Annotated in this window: 15 protein-coding genes and 1 rRNA gene; 8 read left to right on the top strand and 8 right to left on the bottom strand. The window is 39.8% G+C overall.

Going from position 1 to position 13,753, the window contains the following annotated elements:
- Position 1: 1 nt before the first annotated feature.
- From EHO65_RS10690 to EHO65_RS10705, 4 genes are all read right to left on the bottom strand, one after another.
- The gene (locus tag EHO65_RS10690; RefSeq protein ID WP_135774157.1) at positions 2-628 is read right to left on the bottom strand and encodes an LIC_13215 family putative lipoprotein; all 627 of its coding nucleotides are present in this window, start codon (positions 626-628) and stop codon (positions 2-4) included.
- Between the two features lie 28 nt (positions 629-656).
- Positions 657-1,055, bottom strand: a complete 399-nt coding sequence (locus tag EHO65_RS10695) for a DUF3052 family protein (protein ID WP_135774159.1) — start codon at positions 1,053-1,055, stop codon at positions 657-659.
- Between the two features lie 109 nt (positions 1,056-1,164).
- The gene (locus EHO65_RS10700) at positions 1,165-1,749 is read right to left on the bottom strand and encodes a cytochrome C oxidase subunit IV family protein (RefSeq protein ID WP_086447358.1); all 585 of its coding nucleotides are present in this window, start codon (positions 1,747-1,749) and stop codon (positions 1,165-1,167) included.
- A gap of 93 nt (positions 1,750-1,842) precedes the next feature.
- A complete protein-coding gene (locus EHO65_RS10705; protein WP_135774161.1) occupies positions 1,843-3,027 on the bottom strand; it encodes a hypothetical protein in 1,185 nt (394 codons plus the stop codon).
- A gap of 84 nt (positions 3,028-3,111) precedes the next feature.
- Here EHO65_RS10705 and EHO65_RS10710 point away from each other — a divergent pair, with 84 nt between their 5' ends.
- The 3 genes from EHO65_RS10710 (at position 3,112) to EHO65_RS10720 (ending at position 5,527) form a co-directional block, all read left to right on the top strand.
- Positions 3,112-3,906 (top strand): LIC13212 family protein, encoded by a 795-nt coding sequence (locus tag EHO65_RS10710; protein WP_135774163.1) that lies wholly within the window; start codon positions 3,112-3,114, stop codon positions 3,904-3,906.
- Between the two features lie 354 nt (positions 3,907-4,260).
- A complete protein-coding gene (locus EHO65_RS10715; protein ID WP_135774165.1) occupies positions 4,261-4,818 on the top strand; it encodes a hypothetical protein in 558 nt (185 codons plus the stop codon).
- Between the two features lie 136 nt (positions 4,819-4,954).
- Positions 4,955-5,527: a hypothetical protein gene (locus EHO65_RS10720; RefSeq protein ID WP_135774167.1), complete on the top strand. Its 573-nt coding sequence runs from the start codon at positions 4,955-4,957 to the stop codon at positions 5,525-5,527.
- On the opposite strand, the gene EHO65_RS10725 is transcribed toward EHO65_RS10720, so the two are convergent.
- A complete protein-coding gene (locus EHO65_RS10725) occupies positions 5,528-5,758 on the bottom strand; it encodes a hypothetical protein (RefSeq protein WP_135774169.1) in 231 nt (76 codons plus the stop codon).
- Between the two features lie 57 nt (positions 5,759-5,815).
- A complete protein-coding gene (locus tag EHO65_RS10730; protein ID WP_135774171.1) occupies positions 5,816-7,168 on the bottom strand; it encodes an MFS transporter in 1,353 nt (450 codons plus the stop codon).
- Between the two features lie 221 nt (positions 7,169-7,389).
- On the opposite strand from EHO65_RS10730, the gene EHO65_RS10735 reads away from it, so the two are divergent.
- From EHO65_RS10735 to EHO65_RS10755, 5 genes are all read left to right on the top strand, one after another.
- Positions 7,390-7,617 (top strand): (2Fe-2S)-binding protein, encoded by a 228-nt coding sequence (locus EHO65_RS10735; protein ID WP_008589782.1) that lies wholly within the window; start codon positions 7,390-7,392, stop codon positions 7,615-7,617.
- On the top strand, positions 7,614-8,282 hold the full coding sequence (locus EHO65_RS10740; RefSeq protein ID WP_135774173.1) for a RibD family protein: 669 nt from the start codon (positions 7,614-7,616) through the stop codon (positions 8,280-8,282). Before EHO65_RS10735 ends, EHO65_RS10740 begins: the two co-directional genes overlap by 4 nt.
- Complete coding sequence (locus EHO65_RS10745; protein WP_135774175.1) at positions 8,279-8,923, top strand: biosynthetic peptidoglycan transglycosylase; 645 nt, start codon at positions 8,279-8,281, stop codon at positions 8,921-8,923. Before EHO65_RS10740 ends, EHO65_RS10745 begins: the two co-directional genes overlap by 4 nt.
- A 128-nt stretch (positions 8,924-9,051) precedes the next feature.
- A 5S ribosomal RNA gene (gene rrf / locus EHO65_RS10750) occupies positions 9,052-9,168 on the top strand.
- A 614-nt stretch (positions 9,169-9,782) separates the two neighbouring features.
- Complete coding sequence (locus EHO65_RS10755) at positions 9,783-10,373, top strand: hypothetical protein (protein WP_135774177.1); 591 nt, start codon at positions 9,783-9,785, stop codon at positions 10,371-10,373.
- Between the two features lie 83 nt (positions 10,374-10,456).
- On the opposite strand, the gene gcvP is transcribed toward EHO65_RS10755, so the two are convergent.
- Positions 10,457-13,345 carry an aminomethyl-transferring glycine dehydrogenase gene (gcvP, locus tag EHO65_RS10760; RefSeq protein ID WP_135774179.1) on the bottom strand — a complete coding sequence of 963 codons (2,889 nt, stop codon included), beginning with the start codon at positions 13,343-13,345 and terminating at the stop codon, positions 10,457-10,459.
- A 9-nt stretch (positions 13,346-13,354) separates the two neighbouring features.
- The gene (gene gcvH, locus EHO65_RS10765) at positions 13,355-13,747 is read right to left on the bottom strand and encodes a glycine cleavage system protein GcvH (RefSeq protein WP_135774180.1); all 393 of its coding nucleotides are present in this window, start codon (positions 13,745-13,747) and stop codon (positions 13,355-13,357) included.
- Between the last annotated feature and the right edge of the window lie 6 nt (positions 13,748-13,753).

The following is a 13,753-nucleotide window of genomic DNA, read 5'->3' on the forward strand; positions in this document are numbered from 1 at the left end:
GTTAAATTTTTTCAGTAAGAGTTTGGATAGTATTTAGGACTTTCTTATTCTTCTCCGAAAACTCCGACTCAGGTATGGTTCCTGTAAAAATGTAAACAGTACCTTCTTTGAAAAAGATCCACTGCAAGGTCCGGATCTGTTTATATTCCGCAGTATTTGGAAGAACAAACTTGGATTCAAAAAAGATACATTTTTCTTTTCCGAAACTGCATTTTTGCGGAACCGAGAGTATTTCATATTCTTTATATATATTCGAATACAATCCACTGATGGAAGCTACGTAATCCTCTAAGGTTGCTTTGGAATATTTTGCAGGAATAGGCTCTGACACAAAATTGATATTGGTCCTGATCTCGGAACCTTTGTTTTGTTCCGGCTCAAAAAGATAAAACATCACCTTAACCTGTTTATCATTTTGGAATTCTCTTTTATTTTTAGAACGATTGGGTTCTGAACTATCTCGATTTGGATCATATTCTTCGTATATCCAACCTTCGTAATTTAGCACTAGTCCTAGTTCAGGGATCTCGATTGTCTTTTTGATTTCCGGGACTTTTTCGATACAGGCAAAACATAAGATGATCCCCGGCAATAAGAAACCTAGACTGTAACGTTCTAATAGGATCATGTTCGAGTTTCCGAATATTTGATTAGATTTAACTTTTTCTTCTTCTGAAAAGTAAACCGGACCAAACCGAATCGATTGCGCAGACTTTAACGTCTACTAACCCTGTCTTCAAGCCTATTTCTCTGACTGTATCTTCTTTTAAGTCGGTTTTCACACCTGAACTCATCTTTGGCCAAGAGATCCAGACCATTCCTTTGTCTGCGAGAAAGTCCGGGAACTTGGAAAAGTTTTTAGAAAGTTCATCTTTGCTCTTACAGAAAAAATGAATATAATCGAAACTTCCCGCTAACTTCTTCTTAAATGTAATATTAGGTGGGAGTTCTTCTAATAAGCCTTTAAATTCTTTCGGCTCGTTGATGATGATCGCGTTCTGGCCTTCTTTAAACCCTAACTTTTTGGCCAAGGGTGTGCCTGAATATCCTGCCATGGTTCCTCTGTCCGATTCGGATACGAAAGCTGAAAGAAAAACCTCAGGCTACAAAAAAACCGGCTGTAAAGCCGGTTCTTTTGAAATACAAAGGAAGTTTGTATTCTTCTTAGTAAGGGAAGCCGGCGAAAATTTTCGCTCTTGTGTAGATGTCCGCTACTGAGAATCCAAAAAGAAGAAGTAAGAACAAGAAGCCTGATCCGAAGATCACTCTGTTCATTACGTTATCATACTTAAGGTGCATGAAATAAGCTAATACTAAGGAAGCTTTGATGGTCGCCACAAGCATAGCGATCACAGTGTTCATTGCTCCGAAGTCAACTTGAGCAACTAAGACAGTGATTACAGTTCCAACGATCAGTGCAGCAAACACAAGAGAGTAAGTTTGAACGGAGATCAAATGATGTCCGTCATGTCCATGCTCTTCTGCGTGAGAAACAACTGAACCAGGTGCCAGTTTAGTTTTACCAGCTTCGACTGCTTTTAATAAAGCCTGGCCGATCATAGTGGACTTATTCTTTTCGAGATAAGCCTTGAGTCTGTCCTCTTCTACGATTTGAGCCAACAAGTTAACGGCAAATCCAGCAACGGTAGCATTTACAATCGCTCCCGCTCCGACAACAAATCCAGTGAAGGGAATCAAGAATCCGATACTTACGATAATATACAGCGAGTAATTGAGAAACAGTTCCATCTCTTTTCCTGAAACCTGAGTAATTTCTGCAGGCTAGTTCCCCGAAGGGATTGGAACCAGTCTCGGAGGCAGGTAAAGAATCACAAGTACATTTCAGGGGCCAAGAACTCGGATGCCGCTTTCCGAAACGATTTTGGCCTCTTCCCAAGGATCCTGGTTTTTCCCTGCGGGAAGACGGACCCAAATTAGGTTTTTCTGGTTCGGCCTTCTATAAGGGGAGAAGAATGTGGAAAGTGGGAGAATTTCCCAGCCAGTTTCCTTCTCCCAAGATCTTAATCTAGAATAAGGATCTGAGTTTTGGACCTTTGGTAAGAAAAGAAGAAGGTCGTTTCCCTTCTTAGGAAATCTACGTCGGAGCTCCAATAATAGGCAGCCCATAGTCCATCTAAAATTGACCTCCGAAATTTTACGCAAAACTTGGACGCCTTTAGATCTATAAAAGAAAGAATCTATTGAACCGTATCCTTCATAGTTCGGATGGAATTTGGAGACTTGGGAAAAACTTTCCGACATTCCAGAAAGATAATTTTCGATTTCTGAAAATTCTCCCATCCATGTTCCTGAATATTTTCCTTTATGATCGTTTAGTAGAATGGTACCTTCTTCTATTTTATATTCTCCATTTTTCGCGGAGAATAATAAGCTAAAATCTTTAGTCCTATCTACCCAGGTTTCGATCAAAAAAGGTTCTCTCTTTACCTTTAAGAATAGATAGGCTAGATCCTTTAATCCGGAAACATCTCTAAATTTTTGAGCACCTGCAAATCCGAATTCGGTCTTAAAAACGAATTTTTGATCTGGAGAGAAGCGGTCTTTTTCCTTATCTAAGAATATTTCCCAATCTTCTGAATTGCGAATTGAATAAGAAATTAGATCGCTATTATGTTCTTGGTTCCAATCGTTTTGGTTCAATTTAGACCCGTATATTTTTGCGGGATCTGAGTATGTTGGATCTATCTCTAATTCGTTATTATTGGAATTCCAACGGGAGATTTTTCCCCATTCTTCTAATTGGATCTCTTTTTCTTTTTGCAAAGATTGTTTTATATTTCTAAGAAGAATAGGTTTTGGGATCTGAATTCCTTTTTCCTTCCAATATTTGAGCCAATTTTCTTCAGGCGGAGAATGAGCTAAAACTTTTGCCGAGTCAGGAAAAGAATTCAGGACTAGAAAAGAGGATTCCAAAACGGAATTTCTGGCTTCCAACTCCCTCGGAAATAATTTTCCAAGTCGGAGTTCTTCTTCGAAATAGGCATTCGGACGGAAGATTCGAGGCATAATCAGGAAAGATCCCTTGAAAAAATCCTTTTTAGGATCAAGAATGGGGTATAGTCTTTTCGATATTTAGAAGGAAGGCATCTAATGAAAACCCTTATCTTTCTCATAATTTCTCTTTTGGCCGTATTCATACAAATAGATGCGGCACCTAAAATCCTAACAATGGAAGAAAGAGAAATAGAACGCCAGATCGAAGCAATCCGCAAGGCGGGGTTTTCCGATATTGAGATAGATAATTTGCACGCTTCTATCTCTCAGAATATCCATCAGATCAATAAGATCCTTCAGATGGAAACCACCAAAAAAGCGTTAAGATATATCGGTGACGAACCTCAGGAATTACCTCAGTTCTTAAAAACAGATAGAGATAATAAACCTTATCTAGAATTAGATATGGGTTCCGGAGAATCCTTCTGGGACTTCCCAAAAACATATCTTTATAATGCGCGTATCTTTATTTATCCAGGCAGCAATCCGGAAAAATTAGAAAAGATCATTATGCAATTCAAACGTACGAACTCCAACGGAGAAATTTTCGTAAGAGAGATGCGCAGGGTGATCAATATAGATCCTAAAGGTCCTCAGATCGGAAGTGAAGGAAAAAGAACTCCGAATAATAACAAAGAGATCAAATTAGAATATTATTCCAGCCATGATACTGAATTGATCTGGCCAGATACTCCGGTTCAATCCATGGCACCTAGTGTGGAGACCAAACTACATGAGGAAACGAATCCTCTACCTTATAATAAACAAAAACAAATTATCGTAACGTACAAAAAGTACCTGCGCAAGGTGGACAAGAATGTTCGCCACAAACTAAGAGATCTAGAACTCAATCAAAAGAGACTGGTTTCTAAAATGTTGGAATTCCAATAAGAGAATTTTATAACATTAGAATAAGGGAAAAGGCGGACCAATCGGTTCGCCTTTTTTGTTATTGAGATATATCACAGTATACTGTGCTTTCTCTTAGAAGCAGAAAAAGGAAAATCTGTGGCAAAACTAGCAGGAACTCTTGTCGTTTAAACCTCCAAGACGTCTATCCTCTTACGCATGACGTTAGTTCTTACTCAATGGATAACAATTGTTATCTACCTAGCTAAAACGATGTATCCCATGAACAGGGAGAAGGTCGGTAATTTAAGAATATTCAATAGATAGGCAATCGAACCAAATAATGTTTTCGGTTTCTCGCTTGCCTTTTCTTGGCGAAAAGGATTCTATTTACCGATGGCTATCCATTCCGTGTTCGGTAAATTACAATTCAAACCTGGCGAAGGGGAGATTTGTGTTTTATCTTCCCCTTATGAATTCGAACCTGCACTTTCCAGTTTAGGGGCTCCGGTTGATAGAGCGCTAAGATCCGGAAAAAGATATAGACTTATACTTGCATTCGTTCAAACCGAAGTCGAGATCCGGAATATAGCTTCTATGGTCCCTACCACCTTGATAGAAGACGGACTTTTATGGTTAGCCTATCCTAAAAAGACCTCCCGTAAATATAATGTATCCATTCATAGGGATGCAGGTTGGGATCCTCTTGGAAAGATCAGTTTCGAAGGTGTAAGATTGATCTCCATAGACGATGATTGGTCCGCACTTAGATTCAGGCATTCCTCTCTTGTTAAAAATATTGAAAGAGATCCAAGCCTTACCAGTAGCGAAGAAGGCAAGAAAAAGACAGTCGCTAAGAAAAAACCCGCCAAGAAGAAGACTGTTCCTAAAAAATCTTCTCCTAAGAAAAAAGCAGCCGCTAAAACTCCGAAGAAAAAGACCAAAAAGAAATAAGAAGGATTTGATTTTTTCGGATCTAGGAATTTTTCTTAGATTCCCTTTCTTCTTTTTGCAAAAAGGAGTCTTTCCTGATGTCTATCCGGATAGGTTTCCAAGGAGATTCCTTTGGGAAATAAAGCGGTATACTTGCATGTTAAAGAAGTTTTCGAGCCTTCTGCCCAAATTTAATTTTTATAATATACTAGGTGTATTGCTGGTCCTCGCCTGCAGTCCTTCCATTGATCGCACACCTTATAAAGAATTAAGAGAACTCGCATTCGAAACAGAATACGATGATATAGGCATACAAAATCCAAATGGCAAAACAGTCGTGTACGGGATCATTATGGACTGGCCAACCCAAAGAGAGATAGTCACTTTAGCCACATTTCTTTCTGGAGACGCGAGCCTATTCTTAACTTCAGGAGCTTCTTTCATAGGCGGTGGCGGAAGAGAAAGTATTAAAAAAAGTTCGGTACGTTTGATCCATAAATATGCTTATCTTTGGAAACAAGGGAAGAAGGTCCGCTGGACTCCGAATCCGGACTTGGATCAGGTAAGATTTTTTTTCTTAACAACACAAGGCACTTATTATCTGGAAGATACAGTTAGTGAGATAGATTCGGATACTTCTACCCTAACTCCGATTTTTGACGAGGCGCAAGCGGTAATTTCTGAAATCCGAATAGAAGCTGAAAAAGAAAAGGATGATGACGACGAATGATTAATTCGTGGAGTCTCTTCGTACGATCAAGTCGCTGATCACTTTTTCTTCTGTTAGATATTTACGGTTTAAGTAAGAGATGGCGTAGTTTAGAAATTTAGGAATTTCTTTACCAGCATCCAAAAGATCCAATTTCGTTTGAGTTAATTCGTCCATAGTTGCCAAAGCCAATTTTCTTTGGCTTTGGTGGGACTCGAACTCGTCTTCTGTATGGAACTCGGTGCTGGCCACGTTCTAAGTATAATCCAGATTATTGGATTTTCAAGGAAAAGTTTGAAAGAAGAAGGATTAATGTCCTCCGTTTCTTTCCCAATCTTTCGCTTTTTCAATCCCTCTTTTTTCATTCACAAATATGTTAATGATCAAAGAGATAAAAAAGAATACAGCGACTACTAAGAATGCGTTTCTTAGATCGAAAATTTTCTGTAATATACCGATCGCAAAAACTCCGATAGCTGCCGCTAATTTTCCGGAAAGACCCCAGAGGCCGAAAAATTCTCCTGATTTGGATTCAGGGGAGAAGACCCCGACAATTGCTCTACTTGCTGACTGAGTCGACCCAACTCCTGAACCTGCAAGAGTTCCGAAGATTACGAATACCCATTGCACAGAAATATCCACTCCTAGTCCGTTAACAAAGTTAGTGATCTCTCTTACGAAATAAATTCCGATCAAACAGAAGATCCAGAATACTAAAGTGATATTGAACGTTTTTTTGGCTCCGATCTTATCCTGAACGAATCCAAAGAATATCGCACCGATCATCGCAAAAAATTGAAGGAATACGAATAATGCAGCTTCTTGTCCGGAGGTAATTTTGATCTCTTGGTTCCCATATAAGAATGCAAATGCGATTACAATTGCAAGTGCTGCCATTGAGAAGAATAGAGAGATTAAATAGATCACTAGATCTTTAAAATGTCTTATCGATTTAATACTCTCCGATAATTGTTTAAAACCAATAGTGAAATAACTTTGTCCTTCCGGTATTTTAATAGCAGGTTGGTATTCTTTCAAGAGTAAGAATGTTGGAATTCCAGCGAGCAGGAAGAACAAAGCAGTAAGAGGTCCTACAAATCTAAGAGAACCGTAGATTGCAGGATCGATGGATGGTGCCACAAGAGTCTGGACCAGGAATACGGAAAGAAGCCCTCCCATATATCCGACTCCCCAAGCATACCCTGAAATTTTACCTAACTCTTCTTTAGGCCCCAAATGAGGTAAGAAAGAAGAAGCAAAGTTTTCTCCGGAAGCAAAGAAGAAGTTGGAAAGAATAATTAAAGCAAAACCTAATTCCCAAGAACCTGGAGTAGCAACTAACCAAAAAGCCGCGGTGCTGATTACGCAGCTGATATAACTCCAAAAGAGGAAAGTTTTCTTCTTAGCGGAGAAGTCGGAGATAGCCCCGAATAACGGGCCAGTTACTACTACTAATAGATAAGAGAAAAATAAAGCTAGTCCGAATAAAAAATTCCCGTCCTCATATGGATTTGCCGGATTAGAGGAGATTGGAACGATTACTTCGGCGAAAACTCTGCAGTAGATGACTGTTATAATTACAGTGGTATAACTAGAATTGGCGAAATCGAACATGCACCATCCGAATATTTCCCTTAAGGGAGCGCGTTTGGTCACTTGCATTCTGTAGGTTTCCTTTATGGAATTTTCCGAATGAGGATGAGCTTGAAAGTCCGGTTGTCAACGAGAAATATCCCTTCTGGAATCCGTTATAAAAACCTGTTGGTTTCTCGGACTCCGTACGGCTGCTAACCAGATTGGAAAAAAATTCTCTTGATCCTCACCTTCTTATGTTTAGCTTGAGTGATGGTTTTGCTTTCGGCGTCCAATAATTAGAAGGCCTGATGAATTCTTCCGACTTTAGTCAAATAGACCTGAACGCCCTGATGCGACCTAGAAAGGTTTGCGTATGCAACCAAGTATCCGAAGAGGATATTACGAATTCTATCCGCAGAGGGAATGATACTTTGGGTAAATTGATGAGAGATACGAGTTGTTGTACCGGATGTGGTACCTGCAGAGGAAGAGTTCTCAAATTGCTTTCCGAAACGCTCGCTTCCAAGCCTCAATGAACCGTCCCTTTTTAGCCGTGAATATGGCAATGACCTTGGATGGAAAGGTATGTCGTCCCGATGGAAAATGGTACGGTCTATCTTCCAGAAACGATAAAAGAAGAATGGACCAGATCCGCTCCGAGGCAGACGCTCTCGTCCTTGGAAAAAACAGTCTTCTAAACGACGATCCGGTTACTCATCTCAGATATGTAGACTCAGAAAAGGAACCTCGCGCCATTCTTCTTGTGAGAACAGGCACACTTCCTTCCGATAGGAAAGTATTCCATTTTTCTAAAGTAAAACCGCTTTTATTCTGTACTTCTAAAAACGAATCTCAGGTCAGATCTGAATTATCAGACTTTGCAGAGATTATTCCTTTATCGGGAGAAGATCTGGATCCGGAGATCATTCTGAAAGAATTGGAAAAAAGAGGGCATTCCAAAATACTTTTAGAAGGTGGACCAAGACTAAATGATTCATTTTTCAGAAAGGGGCTCGTGGATAGGCTTTATCTTACAATTGTTCCATTCTTCATAGGGCAAGTCGGCTTACCTTCAATTACCGGAGGAGAATCCGCATATTTCAACTTTGATAAAACGAATTGGAAACTTGTATCTTCCGAACAGATAGAGCAGGAAGTATTTTTGATTTACGATAAACAAAACATCTCTGAAGTCCAATGAGTGAAGGAAATCATTTTTTACATAGATGGTTCTTCTTTGGGATCAGAAGTATTCTGGTATTAATATTCCTTCTTCTTATCTATTACCAAACTTTTCCTGAAAAAAGGATCTTATTCAGAGAGAACAAACTAATTTATCTGCCTGAAAATTTAGAATCGGTCCAGCTTGAAAACGATTGGATACGATTAGAGGAATTACCCCCAGGAAGTTTGGAATACTTGGTAGAGGTAGAAGATTATAGATTCTACAGACATAGAGGATACTCTTTAGCTGATATACAATCCTCTATCATACAGGCGGTTTTTTTGTTCAGAAGGTTAAGAGGTGCGAGCACTTTGGACCAACAACTCGCTAGGACATTATTCTTATCCAGAGATAAAACATTAACACGCAAACTAAGAGAGATCCGAATTGCACAAGCTCTTGATGAAGAATTAGGTAAGAAGGGAGTTTTAGAATATTATCTGAATTTGGTATATTGGGGTAGAGGGTTAAACGGGATCTATAGATCTTCAAAATATTATTTTAATAAACATCCAGGAAAACTTCTCCCCAGGGAATTCAAAGCATTGGTCCAAATATTAAAAAAACCGGATGCATATTCGAGGGAAGAAGTCAGAGCACTTTCTTTGGAATATTGAAACTTCCTATCCGAGTGCAGGCCCGGAGAAAATCGGAAAATTCTGCGCTTCTTCACTTGAAAAACTTCTTCTTTTTCTTTGAAAAAAAGTAGACTTCCGAAGTCAGCCGGGAATACTGGCTATAGATTCTCGGTGGTTATAGAGAGAGGGTCACACCCGTTCCCATCCCGAACACGGAAGTTAAGCCTCTCATCGCTGATGGTACTGCATGGTTCGCTGTGTGGGAGAGTAGGACGTTGCCGGGTTTCTACCGCAATTATATAAGGCCGGATTCAACTCCGGCCTTTTTTATTTCTTCTTACATTTCTACTAAAACATAACTCCAATTCTGACCCTGGCCTTATAATAAATTTCGGATTTGAAACTGGGATGTATATATCCTGCTAATTCCGTATCGAAGTAAATTCTGAACGACCAGTATAAAGTTTGGAACACGGCCGATCTGCTCAAAGACTATTACAAATAGTGAATATGATCTCTGTTATCTCGATCATGGAATATCGAGTGTTCGAAAAAAGATATTTCCAAATGAAATTTTTTTCCAAAATTTGCATCTTATTTATTTTGTGAGCTTGACGATTCAAAGACTCGATAGTAGAATGCGGACCGCTCTGAAGGTATGGACCCGGGGAGTTAATGTTAGATTAGATGGGCATTTTGTATCCTATATTCGGGTTCCAGTTGATGTACTATGGCGGTTGATTCCTGACTGTGTTTGGTCGGGAGGAATTCCCCTCCCGACCCACCTTTTTAAAACAATTCTAATATAGAAATATTTTTCAGTTGGGAATATTTCAGGATCGCAAATTCTTTTTCGGTATAGATCCTTGTCGAACCATTCGATTTAGGAGCCGATAGAATGTATCGTAAGCCGATATATCTTTTAAAATTCATAACTAGTATTCTCTTTGCAGGTCTGCTTATTTTAAGCGGGACTTCTCTTTCTGCGGAATCCCAATGCCAAGGTTTGTCCAAAGGTCAATGTGAGTCCGATTCAGATTGTACTTGGGTTTCAGGCTATAGCAAACAAGACGGAACTAATGTTGATGCTTATTGCAGGGCTAAACCTGGAAAGGCTTCCGATTCTGGAGATTCAGTAAAAAAGTCTAAGGCTAAGAAGTCCAAAGATAAGGACGAAGACGACGATCAAGACGAGCCTAAGAAAAAGAAAAAGGCTAAGAAAGACAAGGATGAGGATGACGCTAAGGAATCCAAGAAATCCAAAAAAGATAAAGATGACGACGACTCTGATTCGAAAAAGTCCAAAAAATCCAAGAAGGATAAGGACGATGACGATGATGGAGATTCTAAAAAATCTAAAAAGTCAAAGAAGTCTAAAGAAGATAAAGACGACGATGATTCCAAGAAATCTAAAAAGTCTAAAAAAGACAAAGATGATGATGACTCCAAGAAGTCTAAAAAATCTAAAAAGAAAAAGAAAGACGATTAATTCTTAATCTTTCATCTTCTTAAACAAAAAGACCGGGAGCAAAACCCCGGTCTTTTTTATTGTCTTCCGATATTTAGGAAAAATTAGAGATACGATTCTAAAGGAAGGCAGGAACAAACCAGATTCCTATCCCCATATACGTTATCTATTCTTCCTACATATGGCCAGAATTTATGCTCTTTGGTCCAAGGAGCCGGGTAAGCAGCCTTTTCTCTGGAATAAGCATGATTCCAGCTATCAGAGATCACCATCGCAGAAGTATGAGGTGCATTTTTTAAAGGGTTATCTTTAGCATCCGCTTTACCTTGCTCTATTTCTTGGATCTCTGAGTGAATAGAGATCATCGCTTCACAGAAACGATCCAATTCTTCTTGGGACTCTGATTCAGTAGGTTCTATCATCAATGTTCCTGGAACAGGGAAGGACATCGTAGGTGCGTGGAATCCATAATCCATCAGACGTTTTGCGATATCTTCTACTTCTACCCCGCTAGTCTTTTTGAAAGGTCTTACATCTAGGATACATTCGTGAGCAACGAATCCGTTTTTACCTTTGTAAAGTACCGGGAAATAGTTTTCTAAACGTTTTGCTATATAGTTTGCGTTCAGGATTGCAGCTTTAGTTGCGTGTTCCAATCCTTCTGTTCCTAAAAGTGCAATGTACACCCAAGAGATCAGAACGATACTTGCGCTTCCCCAAGGAGCAGCCGAGACTGCACCATGTTCGTTGCCTGTTCCGTTATCAACGAGTGGGTGACCTGGCAGGAATGGTTTCAGATGTTCTGCAACTCCGATTGGTCCAACTCCTGGGCCTCCACCACCGTGAGGAATACAGAAAGTTTTATGTAAGTTCAAATGGCAAACATCAGCGCCGATATTGGCAGGTCTTGTGATCCCTACCTGAGCGTTCATATTCGCTCCGTCCATATAAACCTGTCCTCCATTCTCATGAATGATGGAACAGATTTCCTTAATTGGTTCTTCGTAAACTCCATGTGTAGAAGGGTAGGTGATCATCAATGCTGCTAAGTCTTTAGAATGTTCTTTTGCTTTTGCTTTTAGATCTTCTAAGTCTACGTTTCCATCTGCATCACATGCAACTACTACCACTTTGAATCCAACCATCGCAGCAGAAGCTGGGTTGGTTCCATGAGCAGAGATTGGGATCAAACAAATATCCCTTTCCTTATCTCCTCTGCTAATATGATAGTTTCGGATTGCGAGAAGTCCCGCATATTCTCCTTGAGAACCGGCGTTTGGTTGTAGAGAAATTCCTGGGAATCCGGTCACCTGAGAAAGCCAAGATTCTAATTGAGAGAATACTGTTCTATATCCTTCCGTTTGAGAAGCAGGTGCGAATGGATGAATATTCGAAAACTCAGGCCAGGTTACTGGGAACATCTCCACTGTTGCGTTGAGTTTCATTGTGCAAGAACCCAATGGGATCATGGAAGTTGTAAGAGAAAGGTCTCTGGATTCCAGTTTTCTAATATATCTCAACATCTTTGTTTCTGTGTGATGAGAGTTGAACACAGGATGTGTAAGATATTCGGAAGTTCGAACAAATTCGTTCGGGATAGAAATTCCTTCTAAGGAAAGATCGATCTTAGAGATCCCGAATATTGAAAGAATATCTTCCAAATCGGAAACTTCTACAGTTTCGTCCAGGGCGATTGAAATTCTGCCATTTCCTAAACTTCTGAAATTGATCTCTTTTTTAGAAGCAGCATCTATATAAGTTTGGGCCTTGGATCCTAAATCTAAAACAATCGTATCGAAGAAGGTTTTATTTTGGATGGCAAAGCCTCCCTTCTCCAAATTTTTTGCCAATGTTTCGGTAAGTCTATGAATTCTAAGAGCAATGTCTTTCAGACCTTTGGGTCCATGATACACGGCATACATAGAAGATAGAACTGCTAACAAAACTTGCGCGGTACAGATATTAGAAGTAGCCTTATCTCTTCTGATATGTTGCTCTCTCGTTTGTAGAGAAAGTCTGAGTCCTGGATTTCCTTGGCTGTCCTTGGAAACTCCTACAAGTCTTCCCGGCATATTTCTTTTGAATTCGTCTTTAGTTGCGAAGTAACCTGCATGAGGTCCGCCGAATCCATAAGGTAATCCGAATCTTTGGGTACTTCCTACAGCTACATCTGCTCCGAATTCTCCCGGTGCTTTTAGAACTGTAAGTGAAAGTAGATCCGCGGCGCAGATTGTTAGAGCTCCAACATTATGAGCTAATTGGAAGAAACTTTCGTAATTATAAATAGTTCCTTCTGTTCCTGGATATTGAACTATTACTGCAAAATAATCTTCGTTTAATTCTGCGTTTAAATGATTTCCGACTTTTACTTCGATACCAAGAGGAAGAGCTCTTGTGCGGACCACATCAATCGTTTGAGGATGGCATAACTCGGAGATAAAAAGTAATTTGGATGTTTCGTTTTTACGAATTCCATAAGCTAAGAATACAGCTTCTGCTGCTGCCGTTGCTTCATCCAAAAGGGAAGCGTTTGAGATTTCCAAACCGGTTAGATCCATGATCATAGTTTGGAAATTGAGAAGTGCCTCTAATCTTCCCTGGGAAATTTCTGCTTGGTATGGAGTGTAGGCAGTATACCAACCCGGATTTTCCAAAATATTTCTTTGGATAACTCCAGGCATTACACTTGCTTGGTAACCGGATCCGATATAAGAGCGAAACAACTTGTTCTTAGAAGCGATCTTTTTCAGATCGTTTAAGATCTTTCTTTCGGTAGAAGCCTTAGGAAGATCCAAAGCTTTTTCCAAACGAATTCCTTCAGGAACTGCTTTTGCTACCAACTCTTCCAACCCGGATAATCCGAGTGTGGATAACATTTCTTTGATCTGATTCTCGTCAGGTCCTATATGTCTTCTGGAAAAAGTATCCAAAGGATCGAGTGGATTCTTCATTTCAGTTTGTTTGCCGGATTCGTTCCAAGTTGCCGTACTCATTCTATTTTCCTAATCCAGTTTGCTTACTAATTCTCTATAAGATTCGGGATCTAATAATTTCTCCAACTCGGAAGAATTGATCCCTTTGACTCGGATCATCCAAGATCCGAAAGCATCTGAATTCACTGCAGCCGGGTTTTTGGAAAGGTTTCCATTAACTTCGACTACTTCTCCGCTGATAGGAGCGTACAAATCTTCTGCTGCCTTTACGGATTCTATCGTTCCGAATGAATCCGATTGTTTGATGGATTTCCCTACTTTCGGAAGGTCCACAAAAACGATATCTCCGAGTGCCGCTTGAGCATAGTCTGAGATCCCGATCAATGCGGTATCTCCTTCTACTTTTACCCATTCATGTTTTTCTGTGAACTTATAGCCCGGAGGTGCGTTAGTTACTGCCATTTGAGA

It is taken from the genome of Leptospira andrefontaineae, assembly GCF_004770105.1.
GTDB classification, from domain to species: Bacteria; Spirochaetota; Leptospiria; order Leptospirales; family Leptospiraceae; genus Leptospira_B; species Leptospira_B andrefontaineae.